The sequence below is a fragment of the Pigmentiphaga aceris genome (assembly GCF_008119665.1).
Lineage (GTDB): Bacteria > Pseudomonadota > Gammaproteobacteria > Burkholderiales > Burkholderiaceae_B > Pigmentiphaga > Pigmentiphaga aceris.
This window is the reverse complement of record NZ_CP043046.1, coordinates 5,892,037-5,909,169: the sequence shown is the minus strand read 5'-3', so window position 1 is coordinate 5,909,169 and position 17,133 is coordinate 5,892,037. Positions and strand designations below refer to the sequence as shown.

The following is a 17,133-nucleotide window of genomic DNA, read 5'->3' as shown; positions in this document are numbered from 1 at the left end:
CGAGGAGTACGTGCGATGAATAAGCGCGCGGACGGGCACGCAAGCTGCTGCAGGTAATCACCTCCACGCCCTGGACGGATGTGGGTCATGCCCATCCGCAACGCACATGCCTCGAACGCTTTGGAACGGTGCTATCAGTTTTGGTCTGGTGCACATCCCGGTCAGTCTTTACCCGGCCTCGAAAGACGAGTCGATCGACTTCGATTGGCTGGATAAACGCTCCATGGACCCGGTGGGCTACAAGCGCATCAACAAGCGCACCGGTCGCGAAATCGACAAGGAAAATATCGTCAAGGGCGTGAAGGTGGGCAGCGGCGATTACGTCCTGCTGAGCGACGACGAGATTCGTGCGGCGTATCCGAAGACCACCAAGACTATCGAGATCGAAGCCTTTGTCGACGCTGCCGACATTCCGTTCATCTATCTGGATCGCCCGTACTACCTTGGCCCGCAGGGCAATGCCGCGAAGGTGTATACGCTGCTGCGGGAAACGCTGATTGCCAGCGGCAAGGTGGGCATTGCAAAGGTTGTGATCCAGACCAAGCAGCATTTGGCTGCGCTGATGCCGGTGGGGCCGGCACTGATGTTGCACACACTGCGTTGGAACAATGAAGTGCGCGGCGTGGACGACCTGGAACTGCCTGCGGACAAGAAGTCGTCACTGAACGCAGGCGAGTTGCGCATGGCCAAGTTGCTGGTCGACGATATGAGCCAGGACTGGGATCCCAGCGCGTATTCCGACAGTTTCCGCGACGCGATCATGACCTTGATCGACAAGAAGCAGAAGTCCGGAAAGGTCGAGGCGGTGGAACCGCTTGAAGAAGACGTGGACCACGGCTCGAACGTGATCGATCTGACTGCCTTGCTCAAGCGCAGCCTGGGCAAGGGGGGCGGTGCGGGGGGCGGCAAGCGGGCGGCGGCCAATGATGATGAGGGCGATGCGGAAGACGAGGACAAGCCAAGCCGGAAAGCTATGAAGACAGCGGGTGGGAAAGCGTCTGCGAAATCCGCCCAGTCCACTGGAAAATCCGCCACCAAATCCACTGCAAAAACGGCATCTGCATCCAGCCAGAAATCGACCAAGGCACCCGCCAAAAAGACCTCGTCGCGTAGCGCTGCCAGCGGTCCCACTTTGGCGTCTTCAGGTGCCAAGAAAACCGTGAAAAAAACGGCGGCGACTGCGTCGCCCAAGAAATCTGCGGCGTCATCTACACGCAAGCGCGCTGCCTGATCGAGTAGCGCACTGAACCTTCAACAACACCCTTATCGATTACGCCAACCATCAACAAAACAAAACACTGAGCCTTCATCGCGCGCTTCGTCAGCCAGGTGCCAGACCATTGCCCCATCGCGTTGCATCGTGCATGCGAATCCACTTCAAAAGGTGCACGTCATGCTTCAGGCCCTACCTGTTTCACTGACGGTCGATCGTCCGGCAGCGCATGTCATTCACAAGGACACGGAAGCGCTGGTCGTGGCGCGCGACTTGGCGAGTGCATTTGCGGCTGGTGCCAGTTCACGCGACCGTGAGCGGCATATGCCGGTGGATGAAGTGGATGCGTTTTCCCAGAGCGGCCTGTGGGCGCTGACCGTGCCGCAGCAACACGGCGGTGCGGAGGTCAGCCAAGTGACCTTGACCGAGATTTTCAAGACGATTGCGCAGGCTGACCCATCCATTGCGCAGATTCCGCAGAACCACTTCAGTGTCGTCAATGCGATTGCGCTTGATGGCACCGAGGCGCAACAACGCTTCTTCTTCGCCGAGGTGTTGCGCGGGTTGCGGCTGGGCAATGCTGCATCGGAAAGCGCCAACCCCAGCTTGAAAGAGGGCCTGACGCGCATCACCGCCGCAGGTTCCGCATTCCGTTTGAACGGGCGCAAAGCCTATTCGATCGGTGTGCTGTTTGCAGACTGGGTGGCGGTGTCGGCGATTGATGACGAGGGCGAGCGGGTGCTGGCCATCGTGCCGCATAACGCGTCGGGGGTATCGGTGCGTGATGACTGGGCAGGTTTCGGCTTGCGCACCACCGCCAGCGGCACGGTGATTCTGGACGATGTTCCGGTATTGCCGTGGCAGATCGTGCCGTCGCGCCGTTTCAGCCGGCCGACGCAGGCGGGTGCGCTGTCGCAGATTCTGCAGGCGGCCATCGGGGCAGGCATTGCGCGCGCGGCATTGGCTGACACCCATGACCTGGTGCGTGATCGGTCAAGACCGTGGATCGACAGCAAGGTCATGCAGGCCAGCGACGACCCGCTGACGGTCAATGAAATGGGGCATCTGCAGGTGCAACTGCATGCGGCGGAAGCCATGATTGAACGCGCGGCGCGTCTGCTTGATGCCACCGCACCGGTGTCGACGCCGCAGGAATCTGCGCTGGTGTCTTTGGCGGTAGCCGAAGCCAAGATACTGTCGACCGAGATTGCGCTGGCGGCCACCAACAAGTTGTTCGAGCTGGCCGGCACCCAGTCGCTTGCGTCTGAACTGGACCTGGACCGTCACTGGCGCAATGCGCGCACCCTGACCTTGTACGACCCGGTGCGCTGGAAGTATCACGCGGTGGGCAACTACTACTTGAACGATGTGCTGCCACCGCACCACTCGTACTTCTAACCTGGTTGCGTGGATTGCGCCTTGGACTGGCCCAGGCGGCGGGTCAGCAACTGCGACAGCACCACCCCCGCAATCGCCACCAGGCCACCGATGATGTGATACGACTGCAGGCGTTCACCCAGGAAAATGAAGGCCAGCAGCGCCGACAGGGGTGGCATCAGATTCAGCATGATGCTGGAGCGATTGGCCCCCAGCAGTCTGATCGACCGCATCCACAGGAAGGTCGAGAACAGCGATGCAGGAATGGCTGCGTAGACGATCAGCCCGATGTTCTGCGCATTGATGGGCGACCATGGGCCAATGAGGAAGGGCAGCAACAGCGCCAGCGCAGCAAAACATGCCTGCACGTAGATGGACGTCCACGGGTCCAGCGTCAGCTTCCAGCGGCGCAGCAATATGCCATACGCCGCATACGATATGCAGGCCATCACCATCAGCAGATCGCCCAAGTTCACGCCGTCTTTCAACACGTTGGCCGGGCTGCCATGGCTGAGCAGAATGATTAGTCCCGAGAACGCCAGCGCACTGCCCAGCACCATGCCAAGCGTGGGCGGTTCGCGCAGCACCAGGGCGCTCAACACCATGGTCACCAGCGGCAGCATGGCTGCGATGATGCCCATGTTGGTGGCCGTGGTGGTGAGCGCAGCGTAGTAGGCAAGCCCTTGCCAGGCGGCCAGGCCAAGCAGGCCTAGGGCAGCCAGTTTGCCCAGTACGGGTCGGATGTCAGCACGTGCACGCCACACCTGGGGCGCGACAAACGGTGTCATCAACAGAATGGCCAACACCCAGCGATAGAACGCGATTGCACTGGGTGCAATGGCGTCGGCAGCGAGTTTGTTGATCACCATGTTGCCAGCCCAGATCAGGACGGCACCGAGCGGGGCGAGGAAATAATGAAGAGGCACGGGGAGGGGACAGGCAAACGGCGGTAAAGGCGGACTCTATCACCGCTGGCACAAGGTGGTGTTCTGGGTGCCATGTGATGGCGCGCTGGCAGGGAACCAGCGGCCAAGATGCCGTATATCGGCCATTGGGATGAACATTCGCTGAACATCCGCTGAACAAGAAGCAAGGGCAGCCAGCGTAACCTGTCGAGTCACGCCGGTGCCGATATTTACTTCAGCGGCGCAACAGTCTGTTGATAGCGCCCGACCAGTTCACCTTTGCCGATCACGTGACCCCGTGCAGCAGCCAGCACTTCATCGCGGTTGGCACCGGCCGGCAGCGCAAGCATGGTGTCGAGCGCCAACACCTGGAAGTGATAGGCATGCGGTGCGTCGCCAACCGGCGGGCGTGGTCCGTAATAGCCCAGCGAACCGCGGGTGGTCTTGCCTTGCATGACGCCGTCCGGTTCGGTCAGTCGGCCTTGTTCCTGCAAACCTTCGGGCAGCATGGTGACGTTGCCAGGAATGTTCCAGGCCACCCAATGCACGAATGGCGTGATCGGGCGGGAATCAGGATCTTCCATCACGATGGCATACGACACTGCCCCAGGCACGGCGCTCCAGCGCAGTGCGGGCGACACGCCATCAGCGTACTCGCTGTGGCGCACGGGGATGCCTGCGCCTTGCTCGAAGCTGTAGGACTGCACCGTGAGCGGCGCAGCGCTGCGTGCGGCGGTTTCCGGGCGGGTATTGGCAAGCGGAACCTGGTTGCCTTGGTTGACCTGGGCCAGCGTCGGGCCGCTGGGTGTCGGTGCGGGCGAGGCGGCATTGACTGCGGCGCGCCCGCCGTCATACGAGATGCGGAAAATCGTGCCGTTGGCGTCGTCAGCCATCAGCAGTGAACCGTCTGGTGTCACCGCCAAGCCCACCGGGCGTGCGATATGGGTGGTGCCGCCGTCAGTCAGGAAGCCCGTCACAAAAGGCTCGATGCCCACGGGCTGACCGTTGTTGAAACGGATTCGCACGATCTCATAGCCCGATGCCGGCATGCGGTTCCACGAGCCACGCATGGTGGCGAATGCGTCACCCCTGTAGTTGGCGGGGAAGGAGCCGCCCTGGGGATAGAAAACCATCTGCATCGGAGCGGCATGGGCGGTGTAGCCCATGATCATCGGCGTGCTGTTGGCGAGCCACTGGGCCTTGGTGATGTCGCCTACGGGTGTGCTCTGCGGATTGATGCCATCCACACCCCATACGTGGGGCCAGCCGTACTGCTTGCCCAGTTCGATCTTGTTCAGCTCTTCGGGTTGCACGTCATCGCCCAGGTAGTCGATGCCATGGTCCAGCCCCCACAGTTCACCGGTGGCCGGATGCCAGCCAAAGCCGATGGTGTTGCGCAAGCCCGATGCAAAGATGCTGCGCTGCTTGCCGTCGGGCGAAGCACGCAGCATGGTGGCGTTCTCGGGGTTGCTCTCGTTGCAGGCATTGCAGGTGGACCCCACGCTGATGTAGAGCATGCCGTCCGGACCAAAGGAGATGGTGCGGTTCGGGTGCTGGCCGCTGTCGGGCAGGTCACCGATCAGCATGGTCATGGGCCCGAGCGATCCATCGGCCTGCATGTCGGCCACATAGATTTCCTTCACCGTCGCGACGTATAGCTTGTTGTCCTTTATCGCCAGTCCGTGTGCGCCAGGGCGATTGGCCACCTGCACGGGCATGCCATCTGCGCGGCCATCACCGTCGGTATCACGCAGCATCAGGATGTCGCCTTGATCGCGACGGCTGAGATACACCGTGCCGTTCGGCGCAACGGCCAGCATGCGGGCGTTTTTCAGGCCGGTGGCAAAGGTCGAGACGCTGAAACCTGCCGGGGCCTGCAAGGCTGCCATCCGTTCGGCACTGAGCGGCACCTTGGCCGGTTTGAAGGTGTTGGCGGTCACGCTGGTCTGCGTGCCGTCGCCTTGTTGCGCCAGCGCGGGCAGCGTTGCACTGGCCATCAGCATGGCGATGACAGTAAGAGAAGGGAGCTTCATGGATGGGTTCCGGCGACTTGAATTGAGGAGGCAATGCGGCGTCATCAAGCAACCCACGTGCCCATTGCACGGGGAGCGGCGACAAATCGGTTGCTGCACGTGTCCTGGCGTGTCGGCCGTGCCCCGAGCGCCTACAATGCCCTGGTGACAGCCCGGCGTGCGCGGGTGTTGCTTTTCCCGGCCTGTCTGGCCATGCCGTCCTTACCGGAGACCGATTCCATGAAGTGGTTCAAGCGCATTCTGATTGCCGTGCTCGCGCTGGGGCTGCTGCTGGGCGTCGGCATCGCGATCCTGTTGTTTGCCGTCGATCCCAACGCGTACAAAGCGCCGCTGGCCGAGCAGGTCAAGCAACGCTACAACCGCACGCTGCGTATTGATGGCGACCTGAAGCTGGCCGTTTTCCCCCGCCTGGGGTTGAGTATTGGCCGCGCGTCGCTGACCGAGCCCGCAAGCGATCAGGTATTTGCCGCGCTGGATTCGGCCAAGGTGTCGGTCGCCTTGTGGCCTTTGCTGAGCCGCGAGGTGGTGATCGATCACGTGGATGTGACCGGCCTGAAGGCCAACCTGGTCCGCAATCGTGATGGCCGCCTGAGTTTCGCCGATTTGATGGGGCAGACCGCTGCCCCTGCCACCACGCCTGTGCCGGTACCCGTGCCGGGCGGCAAGGAAAAGACGCCGCTGCAGATCGACATTGCAGGCGTGTCGATCGCGGGCGAGGTGGCATGGCGTGACGATCAGGCGGGCACTCAACTGCTGATCGAGAAGTTGCAGGCCACCACGGGCCGCATTGCGCCTGGGCGTCCCTTCGATGTGAACCTGTCGGCACGGGTGCTCGGCCAAGCGCCCAAGGTGGATGCCACCCTGCAATTGCAGACCAATGTCGAGTTCGATGCCGGGTTCAAGACATTTGCCGCGCGCAAGCTGGACTTCAAACTGGCTGGCAGCGTGCCGGACGTGCGTGCCAACGCCTTGTCGGTGCGCGGCAGCTTTGGGTATGACGTGACCAAGAGCGCGTTCGATGCGACCAATCTGTCGGTGGCGTTCCAGGGCGACGTGGCTGGCCGTACCCCGCTGACGGGCATCGATGCCCGGATCGAGGCACAGACGCTGTCGGCTGCACCGGCCGATGGCAAGCTGACCATCGATCGCCTGACCATGGCGGCATCGGGCAAGGCTGCGGCCGATGCTTTCGATCTGACGGTCGAGGCTCCTGGCGTGCGTGTGACCGGTGGCAATGCCAGCGGCGATTCAATCAACGGCCGGGTGAAGATCAGCGGTTCGCGCGCGCTGGATGCCAAGTTCACCTTGGCTGGGCTGCGCACCGCCGCCGATGTGCTCACCGCCGATCCGTTCACGCTCGAAGGCAGCTACAAGCAGGCTGCACGCAGCATCCAGTTCAAGGTGGCCACGCCGGTATCGGCTAACTGGCGCGCTGGCACGGTGGCGTTGGACACGCTGGTGGCCGACCTGCGCATCGATGATCCCGCATTGCCCAACAAGTCTGTGCAGGTGCCGGCCAATGGCATGCTGCGGGTGGATACCCAGAAGCAGCATGTGGAAGCCAAACTGGGCGCGACCCTCGAGGGCAGCAAGCTCGACGCCACGCTGGACGCCAATTCCTTCTCGGCTCCGCGCGTGGTGTTCAGTCTGGTGGCCGACAAGCTGGATCTGGACAAGCTGGTGCCGCCCAAACCCGTGATGACCGTGCCCGCACCCATCGTGCCGCCGGTTGCACCGGCCGCGACGCCGGCCGGTACGCCTGCTCCTGCGCCCGCCGTGCCCGCCGCTCCGGCTGCGGTCGACTTCTCCCCGCTGCACGGCATTACGGCCAGCGGTACGGTGCGGGTCGGCAGCCTGGTGGCGCGCAACATCAAGGCACGTGATGTGTCCGTGGTCATCAAGGTCGCCGATGGCCGGGTCGATCTGAGCGGCATGCAAGCCGCCTTGTACGACGGTCGTCTGACGGGCAGCGCGTTTGCCGATGCCAACGGCAATCGTCTGGGCATCAATGCCGTGCTGGCCGATGTGTCGATCCAGCCCCTGCTGGTGGATCTGGCGAACAAGGATCTGCTCAGTGGCCGGGGCCGTCTGTCACTGGCCTTGCAGACCTCGGGCCAGTCCACCGACACCATGAAAAAACGCCTGGATGGCAATGTGCAGGTTGCTTTGCGTGACGGTGCGGTCAAGGGCATCAACCTGGCGCAATCGCTGCGCGATTTCAAGGCGATGATCGGCCGCAAGCAAGACGATGCGCAGCAGAACAACCGCAGCCAGTCCACCGACTTCTCGCAGCTGGATGCGCGGCTTGATATTGCGCAGGGCGTGGGCACGCTGAACCAGCTCGATCTGCGCGCGCCCTTGCTGCGTCTGTCGCCGGGCAAACCTGCACGCATCGATCTGGCCGCTAACCAGTTCGACCTGGTGGTCAACACCAACGTCGTCAATACATCCAAGGGACAGGGCGGTGCCGATCTCGATGCCTTGCGCGAAGTGACCGTGCCGGTGCATCTGACAGGTCCGATCGAAGCCCCCGCGTATCGCATCATGTGGGCAGACATCGGTGGTGCCGTATTGAAGAACGCCGTGCAGGAAGCCATCGAGAAACGCCTGGGCGGCAGCACAGGCGGCGGCCAGGAAAAGCTTGAAGAACGATTGAAAGACTCGGTAGGCGAACGGCTGAAAGGCCTGTTGGGCCGCTGAGCAGCATTTACGCCCCCTTTTTATCCATGCCACCCGCCCGCGCGCGATAGGTACTGCTACATGTCCATCACCATTTCCGGCTTGTTCGTCTATCCCATCAAGTCTTGCGGCGGTGTGTCGCTGCGTGAATCCGAGCTGGGCGAAGGTGGCCTGCGCTACGACCGCAACTGGATGGTGGTCGACGCCGACGGCAAGTTCCTGACGCAGCGCAGCCACCCGAAAATGGCGCTGGTGCGTACCGAACTGAAGTTCTCGGAACTGGTGATCCGCGCCCCCGGCATGCTGCGCCTGGACATCCTGCGTGACGTGATCGAAGACGACGACAGCGTGAAAGTGCGCGTGAAGGTCTGGCGCGATGAAGTCGATGCGGTGGACGAGGGCGACCTGGCCGCGCATTGGTTCAGTACCTTCCTGGGCGAGCCTTGCCGACTGGTGAAGATTCACCCCGATGCGCGTCGCATTGCAGACGTGGCGCGGGTGGACGCCTGGCTTGAGGCGCATCCCGAAGAAGCAGAAGGTATTGCGCGTGAGAACGTCTACGCATTCGCCGATGGCTTCCCGATCCTGGTTGCGAACCAGCAATCGCTGGAAGACCTGAACGGCCGCCTGCGCGACGGCGGCCACGCCCCGATTGCCCATGACCGCTTCCGCCCGAACATCGTGTTGAACGGTTTGGATGCCTTTGATGAAGATTACGTGGTGCGCCTCACCATCGGCGACGTGTCACTGGCGCTGGTGAAGCCGTGCACGCGTTGTGAAGTGCCGAATACCGATCAACACACGGGTGATGTCGGGGTGGAGCCGATGGGCACGCTGTCTGGTTTCCGCTCGCATGACATCGGCATCACCTACGGCGTGAATGCAGTGGTCAGCGCGCCTGCCGGTGCGGTGTTGAAGGTGGGTGACAGCGTGGAAGCGGCGTTGAATTTCTGACGCGGATGTCGCAATCCAATGTGGGTGTGAGCCAAAAAAAGCGCCAATCAATGGCGTATGTTTTTTAGGGTCACTGCGTGTGCTACCTGCTGTGAGGCTCACAGGGTTGCGGACAAGGTGATGAACATTGGCGATGGTGCAGGGCTGCAATCACCGTTCAGCAGATGAAAACCCAGCTTTTGATAAAACGGAATCGCGCCGGCATCGGCATCTAGATACATCCCGAAGCAGCCAATGTTTGCGGCATTTGCCTTGGTGACGTCCAAAGCATGGGCAATCAATTGTGTGCCTAGCCCTTTTTTGGCATCACCGAGATTGATGCCGAGCATGGTAAGTCGGACGCAAGGAATGGTTTTGGGCAAAGAGCCCAATTGGAGTGCGCTGATCGCCGTTGCCGCGATCAAGTGATTCGAAATCGTGTAGAAACCCGCAAAGCGATCCGGCGCTCCCTGGAGGGCGTCGGCCTCCAGCACGGCATAAGCAACGCTCAAGCCCTGCTTCACCTGTTTCTTAAGCGAGTCCTGGACAAATTTGTTGATCTGCCGGTGGCCGCAATCAAACTGTCTGAAGCCTGTATAGCTTGCGCTTGGGTCGAAGCGAGCAATTTCAAAGCTCATTCGGCGCGCGTTTTCAGGCGGGGTAGCTTGCGCAGTGCTTTCATTGCCTCGGTCGGCTCGGGTTGGGCGTGAAGCAATTCAACGAGCCGCGCCTGTCCTTCAGCGGAGAGCGTGATGATGCTGTGATTCTGCAACGTGGCGCGTGCCTGCTTCATCGCAGAGGCAAGCATAAAGGAGGACAAGTCCATACCGTCCAAGAGTGCGGCCTTGGTCAGCAACTCCTTGGTTTCCTTGGTGGTCTTGAGTTCCAGTCGTGCGTCTTTGATGGCGAGTGTGCCCATGCCGATCTCCTGCAGTGAGTTATCAGGGTACGGTTATTAGCCGTACTTGTAAATCTTCATGAGGCGGTGTGGGGTAAAGCATGTGTGGTGGGCGACGCATGATGGCCGTGCTGGGCCAAACTCAAACCTCTTCCGCGTAGAACTTCCCGCGCGGCAGCTTCCCCAGCCCCGGGTTCAGCGTATTCGTCGGATCGACTTCCCGATAGAACGCCGCCAGCGCGGGCTTGGCGTAATACAGGTGCCCCACGTTGTGCTCGGCCGGGTATTCCGCACCCTTGCTGTCCAGGATTTCCAGCATCTTCACCTTCAGCGCCTTGGCGTCCGCACCCTTCTTGACGATGTAGTCCTGGTGGAACACGTGGCACAGGAAGTGGCCGTAATACAGCTTGGACACCAATTGCGATTCGACTTCCGGCGGCAAGGTTTCGAACCACTGGCGCTCGCTGCGCTTCAAGGCGATGTCCAGCGCCAGGATGTCTTCCACTTCGTCCGAGTGCACGGCCTGATAACGGATAGCCGCGCCTGCGGCCGCAAAGCGGTGCAGGAAGGCTTTTGAACCTTCTTCCGGGGTGCAGGTGAACCAGCCACCTTGCGTCGAATCAGCAAACATTTCCGTCAGCAGGGCTTCAGCCTCAGAGATGCCGGGGCCGGCCATCTTCAGCATCAGGTGATGCTCATAGCGGTCGCGGTATTCATTCAGGCGATCGGGCAGTTGTTTGGGCAGCAGCTTGGAGAAAAACTGGGCGATGCGATCGCTCAGGTTTCGCGGTGCCCACGACCAGTTGGCCAGGGTGGCATCGACCCGGCTTTTGAGCGCAAAGAAGCCTGGCATCACCTGAGTGCCGTATTTCTTGATCAGCCAGAAGGTGTCTTTGCCGTAGACCGCCGACACGTCGTAGATGTCGCGGTGCATGTATTCACCCGCAATCGGTAGGTGGCCGCCGCTGCCCAGCAGACGGCGACGCAGTTCGGTCAGCACGGCGGTGTCGTTGGTGCCGATGTAATAAACCTGGGTCTTGGTTTCTGCACCGAAGGTGTCCAGGCGCACGGCGAAGACCGCCAGTTTGCCCGCGCAGCCCGAGGCCTCGTACAGCTTGCTGGGATCGGCGTTGTAGCGGGCGGGGGTGTCGGCATCGACGTCGCGCATGCGGTCAGTGTAGTCGGCCCCCGAGGCGCGGCGTTCGTCGTGGCGCACATCGGCATCGGTATAGGTGCCGTTTTCCAGATTCGTCAGAATCTCTTCGGGGGTGGTGCCCAGGTCGATGCCCAGGTGGTTCACCAGCTTGAGATTGCCCGCCGCGTCGATCTGCGCATACAGCGCCAGTTCCGTGTAGGCAGGCCCGCGATGCACCAGCGAGCCGCCCGAGTTGTTGCACACGCCGCCGACAATGGACGCGCCGATGCACGATGACCCGATCACCGAATGCGGTTCACGGCCCAGGGGTTTCAGCAGGCGTTCCAGCTGATACAGCGTGCCGCCCGGGAAGCTCACGATCTGCTTGCCGCCATCGAGCAGGCGGATGGTGTTCATGCGCAGCGTGTTGATCACGACTGCTGCGCGATCGTAGCCCTCAGCAGTGGGGGTGGACCCGCCCGTCAGCCCGGTGTTGGCCGCTTGCATGATGACCACCCGGTCAGCCGCCACGCAGGCTTGCAGCACCTGCCACAGTTGCAGCAGCGTGCTGGGAAACACCACGGCCTGCGCGTCTCCGCCGCCTTCACGGAACCCCTTCACGTATCGCTGGGTTTTCCGTCGGCCGGTGGCCACGGCTTGCACGCCTACGATGGCGCGCAGACTGTCGAGCAAAGCCTGCTCGGATACGGGGGACTTGGTTTGCTGCAGCATGGTGTGCCTCTCCTGAGGCGGTGGAAGGTACCACTTTAGCCGGCTGCGTCACCCCTGTTGTGCCGTATGGTGGCGCTGCTCTGCCGCTCAATGGCGGGCGCGAGCGCGCGTGTCAGGCCTGCTGCAGACGCGCCGTCAGTTGGCGGTATTTCGCCATGAGTGCATCCTGATCTTCGTGCCACGACGGATTCAGTTCGATGCACTCGACCGGACAGACGACCTTGCACTGGGCTTCTTCGTGGTGGCCGACGCACTCGGTGCATTTGGTCGGCTCGATGACGTAGTACTCCTCGCCCATGCTGATGGCGTCGTTGGGGCACTCGGGCTCGCACACATCACAGTTGATGCATTCGTCGGTAATCAATAAAGCCATGACGGCAATTTTCCTTCGTCAGGCAGGTGGCCGGCGTGCGTGCTGCACGCGGCCACTCGGAGCGCTTAAAGCTCGGGTACATCCCGGCCGCCCAACTGCGAGACCTTGGTCTGCAGCCAGCGTTCGACCGAGGGAAAGACGAATTTACTCACATCGCCGCCCAATTGCGCGATTTCCCGCACGATCGAACCGGAAATGAACTGGTACTGGTCGGACGGCGTGAGGAACATGGTTTCGACATCGGGCAACAGATATCGGTTCATGCCGGCCATCTGGAATTCGTATTCGAAGTCCGATACGGCACGCAGGCCACGCACGATCACCCGGGCGTCTTGCTTGCGCACGAAGTCTTTCAGCAGGCCGGCGAAGCTGTGCACTTCGACGTTGGGGTAGTGGCTGAGGATTTCGCGGGCGATTTCAACGCGCTCGTGCACGCTGAAGAACGGTTGCTTGTTGCGGCTGTGCGCCACACCGACCACCAGGCGGTCGAACAAACCGGCGGCGCGACGCACGAGGTCCTCGTGACCGCGGGTCATGGGGTCGAAGGTACCTGGGTAGACGGCAGTGATCATGCATGGGCTCCGCGCCGGTGAGTCATTGGCCACGTTCAGGCCGCGCCGGCGATGTTGGCCCCGAGTGATCGGGGCGTTGGGGGCAAAGGGGCGTTACTGGAATTATTTACTATTTTTGCAGCGCAGCATAACCGCCCCTGCCAGTGCATGGCCCCGGAGTTTCCCCGGGTAGCGCCCAGCCGCCTGTTTATGTGGCGGCAGGGATACGTTCCAGCAGGGCAAAATGTACGGCACCGGCCGTGTCCTGGCGAACCAGCGCAAAGCCTTCCGGCACATTGACGGCAGCTTCGGACTCGACGTAGACCAAGCCGTCCTGTGCCAATACGCCGGGGAGCAACGGCCATACCTTGTCGAGTTTGCCTTCACCGAAGGGCGGATCCAGGAAGATCACGTCAAACTTGGCACCCGTCAGGCGACGCATGGCAGCCAGCCCGTCGCCATGGATGAGTTCGATGTTGGTCGCGTCCAGCTTGTCGCGCAGCGTAGTCATCGCAAAGATGGCGCGGCGCTCGGTTTCGACCATCACGATGCGTGACGCACCGCGCGACGCTGCTTCGAAGCCCATGGCACCGCTGCCGGCGAAGGGGTCGAGCACCGATTTGTCGTCGAAATTCGTGTCCCACAGGTGTGACAGCCAGTTGAAGACCGTTTCGCGCACGCGATCGGGTGTCGGGCGCAGCCCCGGGGCATCGACCACCGTAATGGGCGTGCGGCGGAATTGGCCGCCAATGATGCGGACGCTTTGAGGGCCAATACGGGGGGCTTGCTTACGTGGGGCTCGGGGCATTTATCACTCACCGGTAGAATCCGGGATTCTACGTCGCGCGTCCCCCGCACGAGTCCTCAGCAGGCTTTCATGTTCAGTTTCTTCAAAAAGAAGCGCGCGCCCGAGCCGACGCCCGCCCCCGCTCCCGTCGCTGCGCCCGCACCAGCGCCTGTTTCTGCGCCTATTCCTGCGCCGCCACCGGCTCCGGCTCCCGCATCCGCACCGGCCCCCGTCCCCGTTTACGTGCCGCCGACGGCACCTGCGCCCAGTCCGGCTGCGCCCGTGACGCCAGCGGCCGCGCCTGCCGTGGTGCCTGCCGCCGCACCCGCTGCTTCGCCAGGAGTGTCGACGCCGCCGTCAGCCGCGCCCGCGTCGACACCGTTTGTCGCGTCCCCGAGCATTGCACCCGGCAGCGGCTCGACCGTTGCATCCACGCCACCCGGAACATTGTCCTCTGGCGTCCCGCACCCGCCGATTTCGCTGCCGTCACGTTTTGGTGGGCGTCCTGCGTCGACAAGTGAGGCTACGCAGCCGACCGGGTTTGTCGCGACGCCTGGAAGTGGAGCCGTGTCGGCACCAGCCGCCCCAGTAGCAGCACCTGCGCCAGCGACACCTGCAACACTTGCACCGACACCGACACCGACACCGACACCGACATCAACAGCACCGGTACAAGCCGCGTCTGTAAAGACGCCAGTCTCTGTGCCGGCTGTTCCTGCCGCTGCTGCGCCTTCGGTGAGTGCGCCTGCAATCGCGGTGCCGCCGTTTGCGCCTCCCCAGACCGAGCCGGCGCAGGTTGCTTCTCCTGCTGCGGGCAGCTCTACTGCGGGCAATTCTGCTGCCGTGAACCCCGCAGTCATCACGTCGCCGGTGGTCACGCCTTCTGTCGCTACGCCGTCGGTGACCAATCCCCCGCTTGCGTCTTTGCAAGCCTTGTCGGGTGGAGTTGCTGCACCTTCTCCGGTGGCGACGCCCGCGCCCGCAGTGGTGGTGAGTCCGAACGCACCAGCGGGTGCTACGCCGCAAGCCCAGTCACCTGTGATCGCGACGCCGCCGTTTGCAACGCCGACGCCAGCGGCTTCGTCAGCAGCTCCATCGGCAGCTCAGACAACGTTCCCGGCGTCTTCGGCTGCGACGGCTACCCCTGTGCAGGCACCGATCTCACCGGCTCCGTCAGCGATCATTGCTCCGGTCGCCGCACCTGCCGCTCCCGTCGCCCCGGCTGCCTACGCACCGCCTGCACCGGCTCCGGTTGTCGATACGGCTCCTGCCGTGGCACCGGTGTCGCCAGCGATTCCGCCCGTGTCGGCCCCGGCAGTCTTCGCTGCGCCGCCGGCCGCGCCCGCGCCTGTGGCTGCGCCTACGCCGGTGCTCGCACCCGCACCGGCCCCAGCTCCCGAGCCCGCAAAGTCATCCTGGCTTTCCCGCTTCGTACCTTCCGCTGCACCGGCACCCGTACCCGCCCCGGCACCCACACCCAGCGCGGAACCGGCAACGGCAAGCGAGCCTGCGGCAGCCGAGTCGCCCAAAGCCTCGTGGATGACCCGTCTGCGCAATGGCTTGTCGAAGACCGGCCAGAGCATCACGACGCTCTTCATCGGCGTCAAAGTCGATGAAAACCTCTTCGACGAACTGGAAACCGCGCTGATCATGTCTGATGCCGGTGTCGAAGCCGCGACCTCGCTGCTGACCGCGCTGCGCGCCCGGGTGAAGAAAGAGCGCATCGAAGACGGCGAACGGGTGAAGGTGGTATTGCGTGAACTGATCGCTGCCCATTTGAAACCGCTTGAGCGCACCTTCGATCTGAGCCGCAGCACGCCGGTGGTCACCATGATCACGGGTGTGAACGGTGCAGGCAAAACCACGTCCATCGGCAAGCTGGCGCGCCACTTCCAGCAGAACGGCAAACCCGTGCTGCTGGCCGCAGGCGACACCTTCCGCGCCGCCGCGCGTGAGCAACTGGTCGAATGGGGCCGTCGCAACAACGTGACTGTCATCGCCCAGGACGGCGGTGATCCCGCTGCGGTGGCGTTCGACGCCGTGCAATCCGGCCGCGCTCGCAACATGGGTGTGGTGATGGTGGATACGGCCGGCCGCCTGCCGACCCAGACGCATCTGATGGAAGAACTGAAGAAGATCCGTCGCGTGATCGCCAAGGCCGACAACACCGCGCCGCACGAAGTGCTGTTGGTGATCGACGGCAACACGGGCCAGAACGCGCTGCAGCAGATCAAGGCCTTCGACGATGCCATCGGCTTGACCGGGCTGATCGTGACCAAGCTCGATGGCACGGCAAAGGGCGGCATCCTGGCTGCGGTGGCGGCAGGTCGCAACGGCGTGCGTCCTGTCCCGGTCTACTGGATCGGTGTGGGCGAGGGCATCGATGACCTGCAACCCTTCGTGGCCGACGAATTCGCCGGCGCGCTGCTGGGCATGACGAGTTGACGTCTGCTGACGGCCTGACTGCTGTTCTAGTCAGTCGATAGGGAAACCGTCAACAAGGATGCCTTCAACAGGCATGAAGAAAACAAAAGGCCAGTGTTCGAAAGAACGCTGGCCTTTTGTTTGCATAAGCTTTTTCGCGATTCCGCACGATTTTTCGTGATTTTTAGTGCGATAGCCCGCAGGCGATTTCTCTACAAACCCTGACTTCACACGCACCGTGTCCCAACAAGCCAATCACAGCATCCAGCCATAGCCTGCACCCATGAAACCAGCGAGAACCCGCTAAACCCTCAATGCAGAATCTGCGCCAGAAATTGCTGCGTGCGTGGATGCTGCGGCGATGCAAAGAAGCTTTCCGGGTCGTTCTGCTCCACGATCTGCCCGGCGTCCATGAAAATCACCCGGTCTGCCACCTGACGCGCAAACGCCATCTCGTGTGTCACGCACAGCATGGTCATGCCGCCTTCTTCGGCCAGGCCCACCATCACATCCAGCACTTCCTTGACCATTTCCGGGTCCAGCGCGGAAGTCGGTTCGTCGAACAACATGACCTTGGGGGCCATGCACAGCGACCGGGCAATTGCCACGCGTTGCTGCTGCCCGCCTGACAACTGCCCCGGGAATTTGTGTGCCTGTTCTGGAATGCGCACCCGCGTCAGGTATTTCATTGCCGTAGCTTCCGCTTCGGCACGCGGCTGCTTCAAGACCCAGATCGGCCCCAGCGTCAGGTTCTCCAGCACGGTCAGGTGCGGGAACAGGTTGAAGTGCTGGAACACCATGCCCACGTCGCGCCGTACCCGATCCACCTGGCGCAGGTCGTCGGTCAGTTCCATGCCGTCGATGGCAATGCGGCCCTGTTGATGGGTTTCCAGCCGGTTCAGGCAGCGGATCAGCGTGGATTTTCCCGAGCCTGACGGCCCACAGATGACGATGCGTTCGCCGCGTGCGACCTGCAGGTCGATGTCACGCAGCACCTGGAAGTCGCCATACCACTTGCTGACTTTTTCCATCTCGACGATGGGCTGGCCGGTGACCGCAAGCGAGGCGGAAGAACTGTTGCTCATCGAAGTTT

At 62.3% G+C, this 17,133-nt stretch carries 16 protein-coding genes; 5 read left to right on the top strand and 11 right to left on the bottom strand.

The genetic code is table 11. From position 1 onward, the window contains the following. Nucleotides 1–106 precede the first annotated feature (106 nt). A complete protein-coding gene (ku, locus tag FXN63_RS25500) occupies nucleotides 107–1,231 on the top strand; it encodes a non-homologous end joining protein Ku (protein ID WP_148818351.1) in 1,125 nt (374 codons plus the stop codon). Nucleotides 1,232–1,393: 162 nt separating this feature from the next. Further along, nucleotides 1,394–2,611 carry an SfnB family sulfur acquisition oxidoreductase gene (locus FXN63_RS25495; RefSeq protein WP_148818349.1) on the top strand — a complete coding sequence of 406 codons (1,218 nt, stop codon included), beginning with the start codon at nucleotides 1,394–1,396 and terminating at the stop codon, nucleotides 2,609–2,611. On the opposite strand, the gene FXN63_RS25490 is transcribed toward FXN63_RS25495, so the two are convergent. After that, a complete protein-coding gene (locus FXN63_RS25490; RefSeq protein ID WP_148818347.1) occupies nucleotides 2,608–3,516 on the bottom strand; it encodes a DMT family transporter in 909 nt (302 codons plus the stop codon). The genes FXN63_RS25495 and FXN63_RS25490 overlap by 4 nt on opposite strands. Before the next feature lie 209 nt (nucleotides 3,517–3,725). Next, entirely contained in the window at nucleotides 3,726–5,528 is a 1,803-nt protein-coding gene (locus FXN63_RS25485; RefSeq protein ID WP_148818345.1) for a YbhB/YbcL family Raf kinase inhibitor-like protein, read from the bottom strand. A 219-nt stretch (nucleotides 5,529–5,747) separates the two neighbouring features. Between FXN63_RS25485 and FXN63_RS25480 the strand changes: the two genes are divergently transcribed. Beyond that, nucleotides 5,748–8,228 (top strand): AsmA family protein, encoded by a 2,481-nt coding sequence (locus FXN63_RS25480; RefSeq protein ID WP_187395032.1) that lies wholly within the window; start codon nucleotides 5,748–5,750, stop codon nucleotides 8,226–8,228. 60 nt (nucleotides 8,229–8,288) lie between these two features. Beyond that, nucleotides 8,289–9,161 carry an MOSC domain-containing protein gene (locus FXN63_RS25475; protein WP_148818341.1) on the top strand — a complete coding sequence of 291 codons (873 nt, stop codon included), beginning with the start codon at nucleotides 8,289–8,291 and terminating at the stop codon, nucleotides 9,159–9,161. A 98-nt stretch (nucleotides 9,162–9,259) separates the two neighbouring features. Here the strand turns inward: FXN63_RS25475 and FXN63_RS25470 are convergent, their stop codons facing one another. From FXN63_RS25470 to FXN63_RS26845, 8 genes are all read right to left on the bottom strand, one after another. Beyond that, on the bottom strand, nucleotides 9,260–9,778 hold the full coding sequence (locus FXN63_RS25470; RefSeq protein WP_148818339.1) for a GNAT family N-acetyltransferase: 519 nt from the start codon (nucleotides 9,776–9,778) through the stop codon (nucleotides 9,260–9,262). After that, the gene (locus tag FXN63_RS25465) at nucleotides 9,775–10,059 is read right to left on the bottom strand and encodes a type II toxin-antitoxin system TacA family antitoxin (protein ID WP_148818337.1); all 285 of its coding nucleotides are present in this window, start codon (nucleotides 10,057–10,059) and stop codon (nucleotides 9,775–9,777) included. Before FXN63_RS25465 ends, FXN63_RS25470 begins: the two co-directional genes overlap by 4 nt. 121 nt (nucleotides 10,060–10,180) lie before the next feature. Beyond that, nucleotides 10,181–11,905, bottom strand: coding sequence for a D-lactate dehydrogenase (gene dld / locus FXN63_RS25460; protein WP_148818335.1), 1,725 nt, complete (start codon nucleotides 11,903–11,905; stop codon nucleotides 10,181–10,183). 112 nt (nucleotides 11,906–12,017) lie between these two features. Further along, nucleotides 12,018–12,278: a YfhL family 4Fe-4S dicluster ferredoxin gene (locus FXN63_RS25455; protein WP_148818333.1), complete on the bottom strand. Its 261-nt coding sequence runs from the start codon at nucleotides 12,276–12,278 to the stop codon at nucleotides 12,018–12,020. Nucleotides 12,279–12,343: 65 nt separating this feature from the next. After that, on the bottom strand, nucleotides 12,344–12,850 hold the full coding sequence (coaD, locus tag FXN63_RS25450; RefSeq protein WP_148818331.1) for a pantetheine-phosphate adenylyltransferase: 507 nt from the start codon (nucleotides 12,848–12,850) through the stop codon (nucleotides 12,344–12,346). 187 nt (nucleotides 12,851–13,037) lie between these two features. Continuing rightward, nucleotides 13,038–13,637 (bottom strand): 16S rRNA (guanine(966)-N(2))-methyltransferase RsmD, encoded by a 600-nt coding sequence (gene rsmD / locus FXN63_RS25445; RefSeq protein ID WP_148818329.1) that lies wholly within the window; start codon nucleotides 13,635–13,637, stop codon nucleotides 13,038–13,040. Between the two features lie 218 nt (nucleotides 13,638–13,855). Then, a complete protein-coding gene (locus FXN63_RS26850; protein WP_187395031.1) occupies nucleotides 13,856–14,050 on the bottom strand; it encodes a hypothetical protein in 195 nt (64 codons plus the stop codon). A gap of 89 nt (nucleotides 14,051–14,139) precedes the next feature. Beyond that, nucleotides 14,140–14,283, bottom strand: coding sequence for a hypothetical protein (locus FXN63_RS26845; protein WP_187395030.1), 144 nt, complete (start codon nucleotides 14,281–14,283; stop codon nucleotides 14,140–14,142). A 605-nt stretch (nucleotides 14,284–14,888) separates the two neighbouring features. On the opposite strand from FXN63_RS26845, the gene ftsY reads away from it, so the two are divergent. Beyond that, nucleotides 14,889–16,061, top strand: coding sequence for a signal recognition particle-docking protein FtsY (gene ftsY / locus FXN63_RS25440; protein WP_425468754.1), 1,173 nt, complete (start codon nucleotides 14,889–14,891; stop codon nucleotides 16,059–16,061). Nucleotides 16,062–16,351: 290 nt separating this feature from the next. Here ftsY and FXN63_RS25435 read toward each other — a convergent pair whose 3' ends face one another. Further along, complete coding sequence (locus tag FXN63_RS25435; RefSeq protein ID WP_425468753.1) at nucleotides 16,352–17,071, bottom strand: amino acid ABC transporter ATP-binding protein; 720 nt, start codon at nucleotides 17,069–17,071, stop codon at nucleotides 16,352–16,354. Nucleotides 17,072–17,133: the final 62 nt, after the last annotated feature.